The organism is Brachybacterium sp. AOP43-C2-M15, assembly GCF_052446295.1.
Taxonomy (GTDB): domain Bacteria; phylum Actinomycetota; class Actinomycetes; order Actinomycetales; family Dermabacteraceae; genus Brachybacterium.
Genome location: NZ_JBQSWB010000002.1, coordinates 47588 through 65718, shown reverse-complemented (window position 1 = coordinate 65718; position 18131 = coordinate 47588). Strand labels below are relative to the sequence as shown.

Sequence of the window (18131 nt, the reverse complement as noted above, 5' to 3'; positions counted from 1 at the left end):
GCGGGTGGTGCTCACCACTGGACCTCCATCATCGCCGTGTTCAGTCCGGAGCCGACGCCCATCAGCAGCACGCGCTCACCGCGCTTCACGTCGTCCTGGATGTGGGCGAGGGTCATCGGGACCGCCTCGGCGGCGATGTTCCCCCAGTCCGGGAAGGTGACCGGGATCCGGTCCATCCCCACCCCGGTGATCTTCGAGAAGTTGCGGGTGTAGACCATCGAGACCTGGTGCGGGATGACGTGGTCGATGCTCTTGAAGTCCAGCCCTGCCTCGTTGGCCCCCTTCCAGGTGTCCACGATCAGGCCGATGCCGTTCTCGAGCAGTCCGTTGGAGTCGGTGCGCATGTCCTGCATGTCCGCGACGCACAGCTCGTGGTGCTCGGTGCCGGCGCGGGCCTGGGTGACCGTCAGGCGGTGGCCCTCGGGATGCTCGTCGGCGGGGCCGAGAACGGCCGCGGCGGCACCGGAGCCGAGGGTCAGGGAGGCGAACTGGTTGTTGAAGTCCGCGCGGGTGGAGTTCTTCGCGTTGATCCGCGAGATGGTGCCGCGCTGGACCTCTTCGACGTCCTCGGCGCCGACGATCACGGCGTACTTGATCTGGCCGCTGTCGATCATGCCCGCGGCCATCGCCATCGCGTTGACGAAGCCGAGGCAGGCGTTGGTGATGTCGAAGTTCATGCAGCTGGTGGGCATCCCCAGGGAGTGGTGGATGCCCGTGGAGACCGCCGGCTCGAGGTGCTGGCGGGAGACGGACGCGTTGATCAGCAGGCCCACCTGGTCGCGCATGATCCCGGCCTTGGCCATGGCGCGCTCGGCGGCGAGCACCACGCCCTGCTTCCAGCCGTTCTCGCGATCGCGCCACCAGCGGCGCTCGTACACCCCGGCCACCCGCTGCAGCACGCCCTTGGGGAGGCGCAGTCGCTTGCGGGCCGGGGCGAGCATCTCGTCGATCTCGTCGGAGGTCACGGTGACCTGCGGCAGGGTCATCTCGACCGCCAGCAGGCTGGTGTTCCTGTGGACGATCCCTGTGTTCCCGTTCCCCATCTGCGTGCGCTACCTCGTCAGTCCGTGTCGTCGATGCAGGAGGCCGTCGCGGCTCTGCTCATGCATCCGTCATTGTCACACCTGCGCCTGGGCACGCCCTCAGGTGGTGGTGGATCCCACGTCCTCCTCGTCCTCGAGGTGATGGCCGAGATGGTGCCGGGCGAAGGCGAGGCTCTGGCGCAGGGTGCGCTCCCGGATCACGGCGTTGCTGCTGGTGGTGACCTCGAGCAGCACGGACCCCTCCCAGCCCCGGTTGGCCAGGCGGCGCAGGATCTCCGCGCAGGGCTGATTGCCCTCGCCGGGCGGGAGGTGCTCGTCCTTGGTCGACCGGCCGGAGCCGTCGGCCAGGTGCAGATGCGTGAGCCGGTCCCCGAGGCGCTCGATCATCTCCAGCGCGTCGTCGCCCGCGGTCGCGGCATGGGAGAGGTCGACCGTGACGTGCTCGTACTCCTCGTCGGTCGGGTCGTGGTCCGGCAGGTAGTTCAGCACCTCGCGCAGCCCCAGCCGCCAGGGATACATGTTCTCCACCGCGATCGCGATGCCGTGCTCCTCCTCGAGCGCCGCGACGCCCTCGACGAAGCCCCGCGCGTACTTCCCCTGCCAGCGGAACGGCGGATGCGCCACGATCGTGGGCACCTCGAGCTCCTGGGCGATCTCGATCGTGCGCTCGACCTTCACCCAGGGATCCCGTCCCCACAGCCCCTGCAGGAAGAACAGGGTGGGCGCGTGCAGGGAGAGGATGGGCTGCTCGTACCGCTCGGAGTACTCGCGCAGGATCGACGGGTCCTGGCTGTCCTTGGGATAGGAGACCATGACCTCCATGCCGTCGTAGCCGATCTCGTGCGCGAGGCGGAAGGCCTCCTCGACGCCGGAGGGGAACACCGAGGAGGTGGACAGGCCCACCGGGATGCGCCGCTGCGGATCCTGCTCGCTGCGGGGATCGCCGGCGGAGAGCCGGTTGGACAGCTTCTCCTTCGCGGAGCGACCGGCGCTGTTCGCCCGTGTATAGGGCTTGCGGTCACGGCGTGGACTCACTGCATCTCCTCGGGACGGGGCGGGCGTGGTCAGTATGCATCAGGCCGCGCCCCTAGACTCTCCCGCATGCCGGTACGCGATCTCACCGCCGAGGACCATCTCGCCTACGCGACGATGACCGCCGACGCCTTCGGCGGCTCCTTCGATCCGACCGCCCCGGACGCGGCACGGGACTTCGCTCCCGGACAGACCGCGATCGGCATCGACTCCTCCTCCCTGTCCGCAGGGGAGGGCGCCGTGCTCGCCGCCGGTGCCCGGATCCGCCATGACCGGATCATGCTCGGGGGCGCCACGGCACGCTGCGGCGGCGTCGGCGGTCTGGCCGTGCATCCGGCGCACCGCGGGGAGGGACTGTTCGGTCGGCTCCTCACCGCCGTCGTGGCGCGCTGCCATGCCGAGTCGATGCCCCTGTCGATGCTCTACCCCTCGAATCCCGCGATCTACCGCCGCTACGGCTACCAGGTGGTCGCCCGCGGCCAGTCGCTGATCGTGCCGCTGCTGGACCTGCAGCGCATCGCACCGGTGCCGCGGCGGCACCTGGTCCCCGTCACCGCCGGGACGATGCCGCGGGTGAGGGACCTGTACCACCGCCTGTGCGCCGAGGACAACGCCATGCTGCGCCGCGAGGGCCCGCTGTTCCCCGAGGGGCTCCCCGGCGGAGGATGGTCCGCCCTGCTGCTGGTCGACGAGGACGGTGACGACCAGGGATACCTCTCCTGGACCCGCCGCGGCGACGCCGGGGACGGCGTGGGCCTCGACGTGCACGAGATCCTCGGCCGCACCCGCGAGGACAGGCTGGCGCTGCTGCGCTCGCTCGGCTCGTGGGCGACGGTGACGGAGCTGGTGCGCCTGCGGCTGCGGACCGATGACCCGCTGCTGGACGTGCTGCCCGGCGGCCGCGCACGCCCCGACCCGTCGCCGGTCCCGCTGGTGATGATGCGCGTCGTCGACACCGCAGCGACCCTGCGCGCCCGCACCGCCCCGGCGGGTCTCGCGGGCGCCGTCCGCCTGGTCGTCGAGGACGGCACCGTCCCCGCCGGCACCTGCGCCGCGGCCGGTGACTTCCTGGTCTCCGCCGCCGAGGGGGAGATCGTCGCCCGTCCCCTCGAGGCCCGATCCTCCGGTGCCGCGGCGCCCGGCATCGCGGATCCCCCCGTGCTCGGCACCGTGCGCCTCGACGTCCACGCCGCCTCCCTGCTGCTGGTGGGCGGTCGCACGCTCGCCGACGCGCGCCGCCAGGGCCTGGTCGCCGCGGCGGACCCGGCCGCCGAGTCCTTCGTCGACGCGCTCCTGGCCGGGCCGCGGCCCAGCGTGCTGGACGCCTTCTGACCCCCGCCCTCCCCCGATCCCTGGAGCACCGCGCATGGCCAAGCTGCACTTCAAGTACGGAGCGATGAACTCCGGGAAGTCCGACACCCTGATCAAGACGGCGTACAACTACGACGAGCGAGGGCTGGCGACGCTCACCGTGAAGCCGGCGCTGGACACCAAGGGCGAGGACTGGGTGGTCGCGCGCGGCGGCGCCAGACGGCGGGTGGACGTGCTCGCCGCGACGGGGGACGACCTGCGCGCGCGGGTCAGGGCCGCGGCCGACGAGCGCTCGCTGCGTCCGCTGCACTGCGTGCTGGTGGACGAGGCGCAGTTCCTCGAGCCGCCGCAGATCGACGACCTGTTCCGGATCGCGAAGCAGGACGGCATCTCGGTGATCTGCTACGGCCTGCGCGCCGACTTCCGCACCGCGATGTTCCCGGGCGCCTCGCGTCTGTTCGAGCTCGCCGACAACATCGAGAAGCTCCCCACGATGTGCCGCTGCGGCTCGCAGGCCGAGTTCAACTGCCGCGTCGTCGGGGGGCGCTTCGTCTTCGAGGGCGAGCAGGTCGCGATCGACGGTGCCGAGGTGACGTACATGTCGCTGTGCGGTCCGTGCTTCCTGCACGAACAGGAGAGCGCCGGGGTCGCCGTCCTCGGGTGACCCCGGCGCGTCCGGGTCCGTCGGCCCCGGGGCCGACGCGCTCGGGTGATCAGCGGCTCAGGAGCTCAGCGGCTCGTCCTCGCCGACCTCGGCGTCGCCGCCGGCCCGTGCGCTGTCGGCGGACTTCTCCGCGACGGCCGAGGCACCCTCGTCGAGGGCCTCCTCGCCGCCGCCGAGGCGCTCCTTGGCCGAGTCGGCCGCACCGGCCACCGCGCCCTGCGCCTTGGCGGCGACCTCCGGACCCTTCTCCTTCACCGTCTCGGCGGAGTCCTTGGCGACCTTCGTCGCGGTCTCCCGGGCCTGGGTGGCGCGTCGCTGGACCTCGGGGTCCTCGGCCACCCGCTGCGCAGTGCGCTCGAGGGACTCGTAGGGGCCGCGACCGGCGCGGGAGCCGATCACGAAGCCGATCGCGAGTCCGGCCACGAAAATGAGCTTCTTCATCTCTGCCTCCAGGATCGTCCGGTGTGTGCCCTGCATCGTGCCACAGCCGCTTCGCCGCGCGTGCGGCGGACCTACCGAACGGTCCCGACTCCATCACAGGTTCTCCCCACCCGGGAGCCCCGTCCGGGCGGCCGGCGGGCCACGGAGGTCATACCATCAGAGGCAGGGCGGAGGCGTTCACATCTCGTCATCCCTCAGCCCTGTCCCACCGCACCGGCGCAGTGATCGAGGAGAAGCCTCCGTTGTCCCCTGAACTCCCTCCGCAGTCCCCCCACGACACCCCGGACCCCACCTCCGTCACCGTGGAGGACGTCGCGACGCAGGTCCGCTCCTGGGTGGACGCGGCGGCCGCCCGTCCCGTGCCGGGACCGGCGCGGATGCTGTCCGACCTGCTCCAGGACCCGAAGGGTCTCGACTTCACGCTCGCCTTCGTGGATCGCGTGATCCGGCCCGAGGACCCCCGCGCCGCCGCCGTCGAGCTGCGGCGGCTCGCGCAGGATCCGCCCGCCTTCCTGCCTGCGCCGCTGCGTCGCGTGATCGCTCTCGGCGGAGCCACCTCGGCCCTCGCCCCCTCGCTCGTGGTGCCCCTCGCGCAGGCGGCCATGCGCCGGATGGTCTCGCATCTCATCCTCGACGCGCGCCCGCGCCCGCTGGGCACGGCGATCGCTCGCCTCACGGCCGACGGCACGAACCTGAACATCAACCTCCTCGGCGAGGCCGTGCTCGGCGCCCAGGAGGCCGCGCGCCGTCTGCAGGGCGTGCGCGAGCTGGTGGGTCGTGAGGACGTCGACTACGTCTCGATCAAGGTGTCCTCGATCGTGGACCATCTGCCGCTGTGGGCGGCCGAGGAGACGGTCGACCACATCGTCGAGACCCTGCTGCCGCTGTACCTCGACGCCTCCCGCGGACAGCGGCCCACCTTCGTGAACATGGACATGGAGGAGTACCGGGACCTCGAGCTGACCCTGCGGGTCGTCGAGACGCTGCTGGACCGTCCCGAGCTCTCCTCGCTGCATGCCGGGGTCGTGCTGCAGGCCTACCTGCCCGATGCGCCCTCGGCGATGCAGCGCCTGCGCCGATTCGCCGAGCGTCGCGTCGCGGAGGGCGGCGCCCCCCTCAAGGTGCGCCTGGTCAAGGGAGCGAACCTGGCGATGGAGCAGGTCGACGCCTCCGTCCACGGCTGGACGCAGGCGCCGCTGCTGTCCAAGGAGGAGACCGACGCCCAGTACAAGCGGATGCTGCTCGAGGCGCTGGACCCGCAGCGGCTCGAGGCCGTGCAGCTCGGGGTGGCCGGGCACAACCTCTTCGACGTCGCCTTCGCGCACCTGCTGATGCAGGAGCGCGCCATCCCCGCCGGCCCCGGGCACGGCGTGGAGTTCGAGATGCTGGCCGGCATGGCGCCCGGTCAGCAGGCCGTGGTGCGCGAGGCGACCGGCACCATGCGCCTGTACGTGCCGATCGTGCACCCCCGGCACTTCGACGTGGCCGTCTCGTACCTGGTGCGTCGTCTCGAGGAGAACGCGTCCTCGGAGAACTTCCTCTCCGCGGCGTTCGAGCTCGACCGCTCCGAGGAGCTCTTCGATCGCGAGCGGCGGCGCTTCGCCGCGTCCCTCGCACGGGCGCTCACGGAGACCTCCGCGACCACCCACCGCGATCAGGACCGCGCCGCGGAGGTCGCTGGGAGCGGGGGGCGGCTCGAGCTCGGCACCCCCGCCCTGCCCGCGGTGCCGGGCGCCTTCCGCAACACCCCGGACACCGACCTGTCGACCCCCGCCAACCAGCAGTGGGCGGCCCGGATCACCCATCGCATCCGGGGCTCCGAGCTCGGCGTCGAGGAGGCGCGCGCCGCTCGCCTCGAGTCCGTCGAGGCCGTGGAGGCGACCGTCGCCCGGGCGCTCGCCGCGCAGCCCGCCTGGGAGCAGCAGGGCGTCGAGCGCAGGGCGAGCATCCTGCGCCGCGTCGCGGGGACCCTCGCCGCCCACCGCGCGGAGCTGCTCGAGGTGATGGCCTCCGAGACGGGCAAGACCCTCGAGCAGGGCGATCCCGAGGTCAGCGAGGCGATCGACTTCGCCCTCTTCTACGCGGAGCAGGCCGAGCAGCTCGCGCGGCGCAGCGATCTCGTCCCGAGCGCGCGCCCGCTGACCCTGGTCACGCCGCCCTGGAACTTCCCCGTCGCGATCCCCGTCGGCGGCATGCTCTCCGCGCTGGTCACCGGCAGCGCCGTGATCATGAAGCCGGCTCCCCAGTCCCGCCGCTGCGGCGCCCTGCTGGGCCGCCTGCTCCACGAGGCGGGGGTCCCCCAGGACGTCCTCACCCTGGTGGACGTGCCGGAGGACGAGGTGGGCCGGGCGCTGATCGCCGATCCGCGGATCTCGCAGCTGATCCTCACCGGCGCCTCGGACACCGCCGCCCTGTTCGCGTCCTGGCGGCCGGAGCTGCGGATCCTCGCCGAGACCAGCGGCAAGAACTCGATCATCGTGACCCCGCAGGCGGATCTCGACCTGGCCGCCCGCGACGTGGCCGCGAGCGCCTTCGGGCACGCCGGTCAGAAGTGCTCGGCGGCCTCGCTCGTGATCACCGTCGGCTCGGTGACCGTCTCGAGGCGCTTCTCCGCGCAGCTCGCCGACGCGGTGCTGAGCCTCCACGTCGGCCGGCCCACCGATCCCACCGTGCAGATGGGACCGGTGATCGAACCGCCCGGGGAGAAGCTGCGCTCGGGACTGACCGAGCTCGCCCCCGGGGAGACGTGGCTGTCCCCGCCGCAGGCGCTGGACGGTTCCGACACCCTGTTCTCGCCCGGCGTGCGCACCGGCGTGGCGGAGGGTTCCACCTTCCATCTCACCGAGTACTTCGGCCCGCTGCTGGGCGTGATCCACGCCGAGACCCTCGAGGACGCGGTGCGGATCCAGAACGGCACGGCGTTCGGGCTCACCGCGGGCCTGCACTCCCTGGAGCCGGCGGAGATCGCCTACTGGACCGAGCACGTCGAGGCCGGGAACCTGTACGTCAACCGCGGCATCACCGGCGCGATCGTGGAGCGCCAGCCCTTCGGCGGCTGGAAGCGCTCCGCGATCGGTCAGACCGCGAAGGCCGGCGGCCCGAACTACCTGGTCCATCTCATGGACTGGGCCGATGGGGAGCAGGTCCCCGATGCGCGTGCCGCGACCGGCGACTGGCTCGCCGAGGCACGGCACAGCGACCGCGAGCACTGGACCGGCGCCTTCGCACCGCGCGACGTCCAGGACCTGCACGGCGAGATCAACGTGCTGCGGCACCTGCCTCTGCCGGTGATGATCCGCGCCGCGGCGGGCGCCGCGCCGCACGAGCTCGAGCGGGTGCTGCACGCCGCCGCGACCGTCGGCGCCGAGGTCGAGGTCTCGGCGGACTCGCCGGGGCTCGCGGACGCGGCCCGCACCGCTGGCGTGGGCGCGGAGGCCGTGCACCTCGAGGACGCCGCCGCCTTCGCGGCGCGCGTCCCTGCGCTCCCCCAGCCCCGGATCCGACTGATCGGCGAGGCCGATGAGGCGCTGCGCACCGCGATCGCCCGGCAGGTCGAGGTCGCGCTGTTCACGGGGCCGGTGCTCGCCAGCGGGCGCGTGGAGCTGCTGCCCTTCGTGCGCGAGCAGGCGATCAGCGCCACCGACCACCGCTTCGGCAACCCGCTCCCCCATCCGCTGGACCTCACCGGCGGGGCGGGCTGGGCGCGCGGCCGCAGCTGAGAGGAGCTCCCGGGAGCAGCGGCCGTGCGGCCCGGCGGGCGCGCCTCGGGGGGCGCGGAGATCCCGGACCGTACCCTGTGCGGGTACCCCCGAGACCCCCTGCCCAGGAGCTTCCATGTCCGACGGCGCCCCGACGTCCCCGTCCGCCGCGCCCCCCGCCGCCCGACGTGCCCGGGATCCGTATCTCGACAACGCGCGCGGCATCCTCATCGTGCTCGTGGTGGTGGGCCACACGATCGAGTGCTTCGCGGTGGAGCAGAACTGGATCGCCGACGGGGTCCGGGTGTGGATCTACACCTTCCACATGGCCGCCTTCGTGGCCATCTCGGGGCACCTCTCGCGGTCCTACCGCAACGAGCCCCGCCAGGTGAAGCGCCTCCTGACCGCGATGGCGGTGCCGTACCTGATCTTCCAGACGGTCCATGAGGTCGGCAAGACGCTGCTGCTGGGTCAGCAGTTCCAGCTGCAGGTGTTCCTTCCTGCCTGGACCCTGTGGTTCCTGCTCGCGCTGCTGCTGTGGCGGCTCGCGACGCCGGTGCTGCGGCAGCTGAGGTACCCGCTCGTGTTCGCGGTCGCGATCTCCGTGATCACCCCGCTGGACCCGGACCTCGACTCGCTGTTCACCCTGGGCCGCCTGGTGGGGATGCTGCCCTTCTTCGTGCTGGGCCTGGTGACCACCCCGGCAGTCCTCGCGCGGATCCGCGCCTTCCCGCACCGCTGGGCCGGGGCGGCGGTGCTGCTCGGCGCACTGGTGTGCGCCGTCGCGCTGCGCGACCACGTCCGCGCCTCCCACTTCTTCCTGCGCGAGGCCTATCCCGAGGACACGGGCGCGCTGTGGGACATGGGCCTGCGCCTCGCGGTGCTCGTGGTCGGTGCGATCGGCACGCTCGCGCTGCTGGTCGTCTCCCCCCGAGGGACCTCCGTGCTCACCGTGCTGGGACGCCGATCCCTGACCATCTACCTGCTGCACCCCGTGCTGCTCCTGCCGATCCGGTACGGCGAGGGTCCGCCCGCCTGGCTGATCAGCTGGTGGGGCTCCCTGGTGGTGATCGGCGCCGGTCTCCTGCTGACCGCGGCGCTCTCCACCGGCATCGTCTCCCGGCTGACCCGCTGGCTCACGGATCCGCCGATCGGCGACCAGCTGGTGCGCGACGAGACGAGGGAGCAGGTCCCGCCGCACCGCGTCTGAGACGCACGGCGAGGGTGTGCACCAGGTCACAGGGGCGCTAGCGTAGGACCGGCCCGGTTCCCCGACAGCACGCGGAGGCCCTCCATGACCGGCTCCACCATCCCGTCGCGACGCGGCGTCCTCGCCGCCCTGGGAGGCGGCGCCCTGCTCACCTCCCCACTCGTCTCCCCGGCCCACGCCGCCCCCTCCGAGAGGACGCACCCCGCCGTGCCCGCGCCCGCCGTGCCCCCGCCCGCCGATCCTGTGCTCCGTCCGCTGCCCGCGGCGGAGACGGCCGCCCGTGCCGTCGCCGCCTCCGACGCCCTGCTGCGGAGCTTCCGCGCCGAGACGGATCCGGACATGCTGGTCGAGCAGGTGCCGCGCCAGCCGGACGATCCGGAGTTCGCCTACGTCTGGCCGCTCTCCCAGGCCCGCGCCGCGGTGACCGAGCTGATCGCCGCCCGGGAGGGCGCGCGGGGCACGGTGGACCCCGGGGACCTCGACCTGCCCGCCGCCGATGCGGCGCTGCGTCGCGCCCAGGAGCACTACTGGTACCCCGAAGGCGGCACCACGGGGCTCCCCGGCTACACCGCCGCGACGGACTCCGCGCAGGGCGCGCACGGGGATCTCTTCTACGACGACAACGACTGGATCGCCCTGCTGGAGATCGAGCAGCACCTGCTCACCGGCGGTGCCGCGGGAGATCTCGACCGCGCCGGCGCGCTGCTGGAGCTGTTCCGCTCCGGGGAGTCGACCGACCCCGATCTCGCCTCCCCGGGCGGCATCGAGTGGACCCAGGGCGAGTGGAACCAGGACCGCAACACCGTCTCGACCTTCCCCTCCGCCAAGGTCGCGCTGCGCTGGCACCAGCTGACCGGTGAGCAGGCCGCCCTCGAGGACGCCCTGCGCTGGATGTCCTGGGGCCGCGACACCCTGCTCTCCCCGGACACGGGACTGTACTGGGACAACATCAAGCCCGACGGAGAGATCGACCGCACCCACTGGACCTACAACCAGGGGGTGCCGCTGGGCTGCGAGGCCCTCGCCTTCGAGATCACCGGTGACGCCGTCCACCGTGACAGCGCGCTCGAGCTGGTCGACGCGGTCATCGCGCACTACGAGCCCTTCACCGAGGGGGCGGAGCTCGACGACCAGCCGATCCAGTTCACCGCGATACTGCTGTCGAACATGCTGATGGCGGAGTCGATCCTGGGCGGCGGGGTGCCCGGCCGCCGGATCACGGAGGCCTATGCGCAGCGGCTGTGGGAGAACCGTCGGGATCCGGAGACGGACCTGGTCACGGGCTCCCGGGAGAGCGACGTCGGCACGCATCTGCTGGACCAGGCCGGCTTCGCCCGCACCCTGGCCCTGGCGAGCCTGCCGCGCAGCAGCTGGCGGCACCTGAGCTGACCGGCACGGGTCGGCCGCTGCCGGGCCGGGCCCGGTCTCACCCGGCCGGGGTGGTCCCCACCCGCGCACCCTCGGGCACCACGCCGCCCTCCTCGCCGAGCACCGCGTCGCCGACCACGGCGACGTCGGCGCCGAAGGTCCAGTCGCCCTGCACGTCCAGGCTGGTGGCCTCCTTGAGGGAGGGCACACCCTCGGGGAAGCGGGGCTCGAAGTCCTGGATCAGCTTGTAGGAGCCGGCGGTCAGGGACACCTCCGGCACGGTCTCGACCTGCTGGACGAGGGCGACGCGCTCGTCGAGGGCGTAGGCGTCCGAGCGCACCAGCAGCAGATCGCTGGTGGCCTTGACCGGCAGGAAGCGGTCCCGACCCACCACGATCGCGGTGGCGCCGTCGAACACCTCGATCGCGGCGCCCATCGCGGTCTCGACCTGGTAGACGGGGGTGCTCTCGGGGTCCGCGGGATCCACCGTCTTCTCGTTGCGGATCAGCGGCAGCCCCATGACGCCGTCGCGCTCCTCCAGCACCGCCGCCATCTGCTCGAGGTCGAACCAGAGGTTGTTGGTGTGGAAGAACGGGTGGCGGTGCTCGTCGGTGAAGAAGTCCATCTCCTCGGCGGGGGTCTGTGCGGTGTCGCGCAGGATCAGACGCCCGTCGGACCTGCGCACCGCGAGGTGGCCGCCCTTGCGATCGGCGGCGGTGCGCCGGCACAGCTCGGCGGCGTAGGGCGCTCCGGTGGAGGCGAACCATGAGGCGAGCACGGGGCTGGGGACGGTGCCGAGGTTGTCCGAGTTGGAGACCGAGGCGTACTTGAAGCCCGCCTCGAGCAGCTTCTCGAGCAGGCCCGAGGTCTGCAGGGCGGTGTAGATGTCACCGTGGCCCGGCGGGCACCACTCGAGATCCGGGTCCGCCTCCCAGCTCGCGGGGGTGAGGTCGTCCGCCCGCAGCTTGGGCTCCTTGTTCTGCAGGAAGTCCAGCGGCAGGTCCCCGACGGGCAGATCGGGGTGCTTCGCGAGCACCTCGAGGGTGTCCTCGCGGGTGCGGAAGGAGTTCATGAAGATCAGCGGCAGGCGGGAGCCGGTGCCGCGACGGGCGGCCAGCACCTGCTCGACGATGATGTCGAGGAAGGTCTTGCCCTCCCGCACGGGCAGCAGCGACTTGGCCCGGTCCAGTCCCATCGACGTGCCCAGCCCGCCGTTGAGATTGATGATCGCCAGCTGGTCGAAGATCTCCTTGGCGTGGCCCACGTCGACCTTCACGTCCTCGAGCCGGGGCGGATCGAGGTACGGCTCGATGGTGTCCTCGGGAATCGTCCCGGTGACACCCTCCTCCAGCTGGCCGTAGTAATGGGTGAAGACGTCGATCGCGGTCCGGGCGACCCCGGCATCGGCCATCTTCTGCTGGGCGGCGGCGAGTCCATCGGTGCTCATGGTCACAGCGTATCGGGGTCACGGCGTATCGGGGTCACGGCGGATCGGGGTCACGGCGCTTCGGGGTCGCCGAGCCGGAGGGACGGCCAGCGGGCGAGAGCGCCGAGGACCGAGCGGTCGTGCGTCGCGACGACCACGGCCGACGGAGCCTGCTCGAGCGCGGAGAGCAGATCGTCCACACCGCTGATGCCGAGGTGGTTGGTGGGCTCGTCCAGCAGCAGGACGTCCGGCCGCTCGGCGAACAGGCGGGCCAGGCGGCGGCGGCGCCGCTCCCCCGGGCTGCCCCGATGCTCGCCCTCGGCGGGGTCCTCCTGGGCGAGGAGCCCGATCCGCGCACCGCCGAGCACGCGGGTCGCGCCGCTGCTGGGAGCCAGGCGCCCGGCGAGCACGCGCAGCAGCGTGGTCTTGCCGGCGCCGTTGGGGCCGACGACCAGCAGCCGGTCCCCGCCCTCGAGCCGCAGGGTGGTCTCGGCGAGCCTGCCCTGCACCCGCACCGCATCGGCCCGGAGCAGCGGCCTGCCCGGCGCGGTGCCGGCCTCGGGCAGGTGCAGCCGGGGCGGGGGCGGGGGCACGTCGAGCCGGTGTGCGGCGAGCTCCTCGAGCCGGCCGCCCAGGGCGCGCACGATCCCGGGGGCGCGCGACTGGCGCTGATGCCTGCCCGTGCCCTTGTCCGGGCGCCAGCCGGTGGTGAGCCGGGAGCGGGCGGCCGCCGCGCCGTCCTCGAGCCGGCGGTGCTCCTCCTGCTGGACGCGGTGGTCGGCCTCCCAGGCGGCGCGGTGCCGGCGTCGAGCCTCCTGCCACTGATCGTGGCCTCCGCCGACCTGCAGCGGCCGTCCGTCGCGGGTCGGGTCGAGGTCGAGGAACGCAGTGGCGACGTCCTTCAGCAGGACCCGGTCGTGGGAGACGATCGCGGCGGCGCCCCGGTGCTCGCGCAGGGAGGCCGCGAGGTGCTCGAGCCCCCGCGCATCGAGGTGATTGGTGGGCTCGTCGAGCAGGAGCAGGTCGTCACGGGCGGCGATGACGCCGGCCAGGCGCACGCGATAGCGCTGCCCGACGGAGAGCTGCGCGAGCGGACGGGCACGGTCGGTCAGCGCCCCGACCTCCTCGAGCGCGATCTCCAGCCGGCGCGGCGCGTCCCAGGCGTCCAGGGCCGTGGCCCGGGCGAGCGCCTCGTCGTAGCGCTGCGCAGCGGCGGCGCTCTCGTCCCTCAGCGCGGCGGCGGCCCGATCGATCTCCTCGAGGGCGCGCAGCGGGCGGGCGAGCAGCGTGTCGAGGAGGTCGCCGATGGTGCGGGAGGAGCCTGCGTCCGCGCCGCCCGTGGCGAGCTCCTGGCGGACCAGGCCGAGGGCGCCGTGGCGCTCGACGATGCCCGCCTCGGGCTCGAGGTCGCCCGCGAGGGTGTCGAGAAGGGTGGTCTTGCCGCGCCCGTTCTCGCCGACCACGGCGAGACGGTCGCCGGGAGCGAGCGTGAGGTCGACGTGGTCCAGGAGGACTCGCCCGCCCCGGGCGAGGCGCAGGTCGCGGGCCCGCAGATGCGCGGTGCCGGTGGACGAGGGGAACGGGGTGTGCTGGGCCATGGGGTGCCTTCCGGTGGTGGGTGCACCGGGCATGGCGGAGGGCCGCCCGGTGAGGATCCGGACGACGGCGTGGGGGTGTGGTGGGGCGCCGCCGTCAGCGGCGGGCGCGGGGACGCGCGATCATCGTCGCGGTCGAGAACTGGCAGCACATGCCTCCACGCTAGGCGACGTCAGGTGCGGTGTCACGGGGTTTTCCTGCGGCTGATCCGCCGACGATGGCTCCGTGCCTCCTTCGCTCCCCGAGCTGTCGGCCCTGGTCGAGCAGCACGAGGTCCGCGCCGTCGTCTCGGACCTCGACGGGGTGCTCCGAGTCTTCGACCGGTCGCTCTGGAGCGAGCTCGATGAGATGACCGGCACCGCGCCCGGCACCGCGTTCCGCGCGGTGCTCGGCAACCCGTATCTCGACGAGGTGGTGAGAGGACGGGGCACCCACGCGTGCTGGCGCGAGCTCGCCCGGCGCGACCTCGTGGAGGCGGGGAGCGCACCGGCCGATGCTCGGGCCGCCGTGGACCGCTGGGCCTCGACCCCGGCCCGGATCGACCCGGTGGTGCTGGCCGGGCTCCAGGGATTCCGGGCACGCGGGATCTCCGTGTTCGTACTGACCAACGGGACGGATCGGGTCCCCGCCGAGCTGAGCGAGCTGGGGCTCGACCCCTTCCTCGGGCCGGGACGTCGACTCCTGCTGAACTCCGCGGACCTCGGGGCCGCGAAGCCGGACCCCGAGGCGTTCCGCCGCGCGCGGGAGCGGATCCAGCAGGTCCTCGGCGAGGAGGTCCCGGCCGCGCGGATCGCGCTGCTGGACGACACGGCGGGACATGTGCGGGCGGCGAGGTCCTGCGGCTGGCACGCGGTCCTGCACCGGGCGGACGGCATCGGCCCTCCCCTCCCCTAGAATCGTCTCCCATGAGCACAGTCCTGTCCGCAGTCGCCTGGCCGTACGCGAACGGCCCCCGCCACATCGGCCATGTCGCCGGTTTCGGCGTCCCCTCCGACGTCTTCTCCCGCTACATGCGCATGGCGGGTCACGACGTGCTCATGGTCTCCGGCACCGACGAGCACGGCACCCCGATCCTGGTGCAGGCCGACGCCGAGGGCATCACCGCCCGGGAGCTCGCCGATCGCAACAACCGCCTCATCGTCGAGGACCTCGTCGCGCTGGGGCTCTCCTACGACCTGTTCACCCGCACCACGACCCGCAACCACTACCAGGTGGTCCAGGACATGTTCGTGACCGTGCGGGACAACGGCTACATGGTGGAGAGGACCACCTCGGGCGCGATCTCCCCGTCGACCGGCCGCACCCTCCCGGACCGCTACATCGAGGGCACCTGCCCGATCTGCGGTGCGGGCGGCGCCCGCGGCGACCAGTGCGACAACTGCGGCAACCAGCTGGACCCCACGGACCTCGTCGACCCGGTCTCCCGCATCAACGGCGAGACCCCGGAGTTCGTCGAGACCTCCCACTGGTTCCTGGACCTGCCCGCGCTGGCCGCCGAGCTGGGCCGCTGGCTCGACGAGCGGGAGGAGACCGGGCTGTGGCGCCCGAACGTCATCCGCTTCAGCCAGAACATCCTCGAGGACATCAAGCCCCGCGCGATGACCCGCGACATCGACTGGGGCATCCCGGTGCCGGGCTGGGAGGACCAGCCGAACAAGCGCCTGTACGTGTGGTTCGACGCAGTGATCGGCTACCTCTCGGCCTCGATCGAGTGGGCCCGCCGCTCCGGCGATCCCGACGCGTGGCGGACATGGTGGAACGATCCCGACACCCTCGCCTACTACTTCATGGGCAAGGACAACATCGTCTTCCACTCCCAGATCTGGCCGGCGGAGATGATCGCCCAGAACGGCCGGGGCGACAAGGGCGGCGAGCCCGGCCGCTTCGGCGAGCTGAAGCTCCCCACCGAGGTCGTCTCGAGCGAGTTCCTCACCATGGAGGGCAAGAAGTTCTCCTCCTCCAAGGGGGTCGTCATCTACGTCCGGGACGTGCTCGAGCGCTACCAGCCCGATGCGCTGCGCTACTACATCTCCGCCGCCGGCCCCGAGAACCAGGACGCGGACTTCACCTGGACCGACTTCGTCTCGCGCACCAACAACGAGCTGGTCGCCGGCTGGGGCAACCTCGTCAACCGCACCGCCGCGATGATCGCGAAGAACGTCGGCGAGATCCCGGCCGCGGGAGCGTTCGAGCCGGTCGACGAGAAGCTGCTGGGCGCGATCCGCGAGGGCTTCACCACTGTCGGGAAGCTCATCGAGGCGCATCGTCAGCGCGCCGCGATCGCCGAGATCATGCGCCTGGTGGGCGAGGCGAACCGCTACGTCTCCGAGACGGAGCCGTTCAAGATGAAGGCGGAGGAGCAGCGTCCGCGGCTGCTCACGGTCCTGCACGTGCTCGCCCAGGCGGTCACCGACCTCAACACGATGCTGGCCCCGTTCCTGCCCACCTCCTCCAATGCGGTGGAGACGGCGCTGGGCGGCGACCGGCAGATCGCCCCGATGCCGCGCATCGAGGAGGTCGAGGACCTCGACGGAGGGCCCGGCTACCCGATCATCACCGGTGACTACACGGATCTGGCCGCCTGGGAGCATCGTCCCGTGGCCGTCGGCCGCCCGGTCCCCAGGCCCACCCCGATCTTCGTCAAGCTCGATCCCCGCATCGCCGAGGAGGAGCTCGAGCGGCTCGAGGCCGAAGCCGCCGCGGAGTGATCCCGTCGCGCCCTTCTGCGGGGAAGGGCGCGACGCCGTCGGGGACGGGACGCGGCGAGGTGTAGCGTGGCCGGACCCTGATCCCCGACCCGATACCCGACTCGATACCCGACTTGATACCCGACGAGGAGGCGATCTGCCATGACCACGTCAGATGCCCGACCCGATGACGCCGGGACTCATGCTCAGCACCTGAATCCGAAGGTCATCGCGATCAGCGTGGCCGCCGCCGTCGGCGGTTTCCTCTTCGGCTTCGACACCTCTGTGATCAACGGAGCGGTCAATGCGCTCTCGAGCGAGTTCTCCCTCGGCGCCGGGCTGACCGGCTTCGCCGTCTCCTCGGCGCTGATCGGCTGTGCCGTGGGCGCCTGGTTCGCGGGCGGCCTCGCCAACCGCTTCGGTCGCATCCCGGTGATGGTGATCGCCGCGATCCTCTTCTTCGTCTCCGCGATCGGCTCGGGGCTCGCCTTCGGGGTCTGGGATCTCATCGCCTGGCGCGTGGTGGGCGGCTTCGGCGTGGGCGCCGCGAGCGTCATCGCCCCGGCCTATATCGCCGAGGTCGCGCCGGCGAAGTTCCGCGGGCGCCTCGGCTCGCTGCAGCAGCTGGCCATCGTGCTGGGCATCTTCACCGCGCTGCTCTCGAACGCGATGATCGCCAACGGCGCCGGCGGCGCCGCCGAGTCCTACTGGTTCGGGGTCGCGGCCTGGCGGTGGATGTTCATGATCGAAGCCGTGCCCGCTGCGGTCTACGGCATCATGGCGCTGTTCCTGCCGGAGTCGCCGCGCTACCTGATCGGCAAGGGGGACGTGGACCGCGCTTCGAAGGTCCTCTTCGACTTCACCGGCGAGCTCGACGTGAACCTCAAGATCGAGCAGATCCGCAAGACCCTCGAGCGGGAGCAGAAGGAGAGCCTGCGCGACCTGCTCGGCGGGAGGTTCGGCCTGAAGCCGATCGTCTGGCTCGGCATCCTGCTCTCGCTGTTCCAGCAGCTGGTGGGCATCAACGTCATCTTCTACTACTCGACGACGCTGTGGCAGTCGGTCGGCTTCGACGAGTCGCAGGCGCTTCTGACCAGCACCATCACCTCGGTGATGAACATCATCGCGACCATCATCGCGATCCTGCTGGTGGACAGGGTGGGCCGGCGCCTGATGCTGCTGGTGGGCTCGGCGGGCATGACGGCGTCGCTGGGGCTGATGGCGCTGGCCTTCTCGTTCGGCGAGATCGCCCCCGGGTCGGATGCCGTCGCGCTGCCCGACCCCTGGTCCACCGTGGCACTGGTCGGGGCCAACGCCTTCGTGATGTTCTTCGGCACCACCTGGGGTCCGTTGGTGTGGGTGCTGCTGGGCGAGATCTTCCCCAACCGCATCCGCGCCTCGGCCCTGGCCGTGGCCGCCGCCGCGCAGTGGGGTGCGAACTGGGCGGTCTCCTCGACCTTCCCGACCCTCTCGGAGATCGGCCTCACCTTCGCCTACGGCCTGTATGCGGGCTTCGCGCTGCTCAGCCTGGTCTTCGTGTACCTCTGGGTGCCGGAGACGAAGGACCGCGAGCTCGAGGACATGGACACCCTCCAGCTGGGGCGGGCCCGGAAGGGCGCCGGGGGCCCCGAGGAGTCGGGGGACTGAGGAGCACC

13 protein-coding genes are annotated in these 18131 nt (G+C 72.1%); 8 read left to right on the top strand and 5 right to left on the bottom strand.

Annotated elements, in window-relative coordinates:
* Nucleotides 1-11 precede the first annotated feature (11 nt).
* Nucleotides 12-1043 (bottom strand): 3-oxoacyl-ACP synthase III, encoded by a 1032-nt coding sequence (locus ACT3SP_RS02270; RefSeq protein ID WP_444585614.1) that lies wholly within the window; start codon nt 1041-1043, stop codon nt 12-14.
* Nucleotides 1044-1142: 99 nt separating this feature from the next.
* On the bottom strand, nt 1143-2078 hold the full coding sequence (locus tag ACT3SP_RS02265) for a sugar phosphate isomerase/epimerase family protein (RefSeq protein ID WP_444585613.1): 936 nt from the start codon (nt 2076-2078) through the stop codon (nt 1143-1145).
* 66 nt (nt 2079-2144) lie between these two features.
* Between ACT3SP_RS02265 and ACT3SP_RS02260 the strand changes: the two genes are divergently transcribed.
* Nucleotides 2145-3407 (top strand): GNAT family N-acetyltransferase, encoded by a 1263-nt coding sequence (locus tag ACT3SP_RS02260; RefSeq protein WP_444585612.1) that lies wholly within the window; start codon nt 2145-2147, stop codon nt 3405-3407.
* A 34-nt stretch (nt 3408-3441) separates the two neighbouring features.
* Entirely contained in the window at nt 3442-4050 is a 609-nt protein-coding gene (locus tag ACT3SP_RS02255) for a thymidine kinase (protein WP_444585611.1), read from the top strand.
* 57 nt (nt 4051-4107) lie between these two features.
* Here ACT3SP_RS02255 and ACT3SP_RS02250 read toward each other — a convergent pair whose 3' ends face one another.
* Nucleotides 4108-4491 (bottom strand): hypothetical protein, encoded by a 384-nt coding sequence (locus ACT3SP_RS02250; RefSeq protein ID WP_444585610.1) that lies wholly within the window; start codon nt 4489-4491, stop codon nt 4108-4110.
* A 242-nt stretch (nt 4492-4733) separates the two neighbouring features.
* On the opposite strand from ACT3SP_RS02250, the gene ACT3SP_RS02245 reads away from it, so the two are divergent.
* The 3 genes from ACT3SP_RS02245 to ACT3SP_RS02235 all read left to right on the top strand — a co-directional run bounded on the left by ACT3SP_RS02245 (nt 4734) and on the right by ACT3SP_RS02235 (nt 10788).
* Nucleotides 4734-8210: a bifunctional proline dehydrogenase/L-glutamate gamma-semialdehyde dehydrogenase gene (locus ACT3SP_RS02245; RefSeq protein WP_444585609.1), complete on the top strand. Its 3477-nt coding sequence runs from the start codon at nt 4734-4736 to the stop codon at nt 8208-8210.
* Between the two features lie 115 nt (nt 8211-8325).
* Nucleotides 8326-9399, top strand: coding sequence for an acyltransferase family protein (locus tag ACT3SP_RS02240; protein WP_444585608.1), 1074 nt, complete (start codon nt 8326-8328; stop codon nt 9397-9399).
* A gap of 84 nt (nt 9400-9483) precedes the next feature.
* On the top strand, nt 9484-10788 hold the full coding sequence (locus tag ACT3SP_RS02235; protein ID WP_444585607.1) for a glycoside hydrolase family 76 protein: 1305 nt from the start codon (nt 9484-9486) through the stop codon (nt 10786-10788).
* Nucleotides 10789-10825: 37 nt separating this feature from the next.
* Here ACT3SP_RS02235 and ACT3SP_RS02230 read toward each other — a convergent pair whose 3' ends face one another.
* Nucleotides 10826-12214 (bottom strand): UTP--glucose-1-phosphate uridylyltransferase, encoded by a 1389-nt coding sequence (locus tag ACT3SP_RS02230; protein WP_444585606.1) that lies wholly within the window; start codon nt 12212-12214, stop codon nt 10826-10828.
* A 50-nt stretch (nt 12215-12264) separates the two neighbouring features.
* A complete protein-coding gene (locus tag ACT3SP_RS02225) occupies nt 12265-13791 on the bottom strand; it encodes an ATP-binding cassette domain-containing protein (protein WP_444585605.1) in 1527 nt (508 codons plus the stop codon).
* Nucleotides 13792-14014: 223 nt separating this feature from the next.
* Between ACT3SP_RS02225 and ACT3SP_RS02220 the strand changes: the two genes are divergently transcribed.
* The 3 genes from ACT3SP_RS02220 (at nt 14015) to ACT3SP_RS02210 (ending at nt 18123) form a co-directional block, all read left to right on the top strand.
* A complete protein-coding gene (locus tag ACT3SP_RS02220) occupies nt 14015-14683 on the top strand; it encodes an HAD family hydrolase (RefSeq protein WP_444585604.1) in 669 nt (222 codons plus the stop codon).
* 11 nt (nt 14684-14694) lie between these two features.
* A complete protein-coding gene (gene metG, locus ACT3SP_RS02215) occupies nt 14695-16497 on the top strand; it encodes a methionine--tRNA ligase (protein WP_444585603.1) in 1803 nt (600 codons plus the stop codon).
* Nucleotides 16498-16638: 141 nt separating this feature from the next.
* The gene (locus ACT3SP_RS02210) at nt 16639-18123 is read left to right on the top strand and encodes a sugar porter family MFS transporter (RefSeq protein ID WP_444585602.1); all 1485 of its coding nucleotides are present in this window, start codon (nt 16639-16641) and stop codon (nt 18121-18123) included.
* The last annotated feature ends 8 nt before the right edge of the window (nt 18124-18131 follow it).

Coding starts and splice junctions, on each gene's coding strand:
- metG (WP_444585603.1), top strand. CDS start 14,695: ATGAGCACAGTCCTGTCCGCAGTCGCCTGGCCGTACGCGAACGGCCCC.
- ACT3SP_RS02230 (WP_444585606.1), bottom strand. CDS start 12,214: ATGAGCACCGATGGACTCGCCGCCGCCCAGCAGAAGATGGCCGATGCC.
- ACT3SP_RS02210 (WP_444585602.1), top strand. CDS start 16,639: ATGACCACGTCAGATGCCCGACCCGATGACGCCGGGACTCATGCTCAG.
- ACT3SP_RS02225 (WP_444585605.1), bottom strand. CDS start 13,791: ATGGCCCAGCACACCCCGTTCCCCTCGTCCACCGGCACCGCGCATCTG.
- ACT3SP_RS02260 (WP_444585612.1), top strand. CDS start 2,145: ATGCCGGTACGCGATCTCACCGCCGAGGACCATCTCGCCTACGCGACG.
- ACT3SP_RS02270 (WP_444585614.1), bottom strand. CDS start 1,043: ATGGGGAACGGGAACACAGGGATCGTCCACAGGAACACCAGCCTGCTG.
- ACT3SP_RS02235 (WP_444585607.1), top strand. CDS start 9,484: ATGACCGGCTCCACCATCCCGTCGCGACGCGGCGTCCTCGCCGCCCTG.
- ACT3SP_RS02250 (WP_444585610.1), bottom strand. CDS start 4,491: ATGAAGAAGCTCATTTTCGTGGCCGGACTCGCGATCGGCTTCGTGATC.
- ACT3SP_RS02240 (WP_444585608.1), top strand. CDS start 8,326: ATGTCCGACGGCGCCCCGACGTCCCCGTCCGCCGCGCCCCCCGCCGCC.
- ACT3SP_RS02255 (WP_444585611.1), top strand. CDS start 3,442: ATGGCCAAGCTGCACTTCAAGTACGGAGCGATGAACTCCGGGAAGTCC.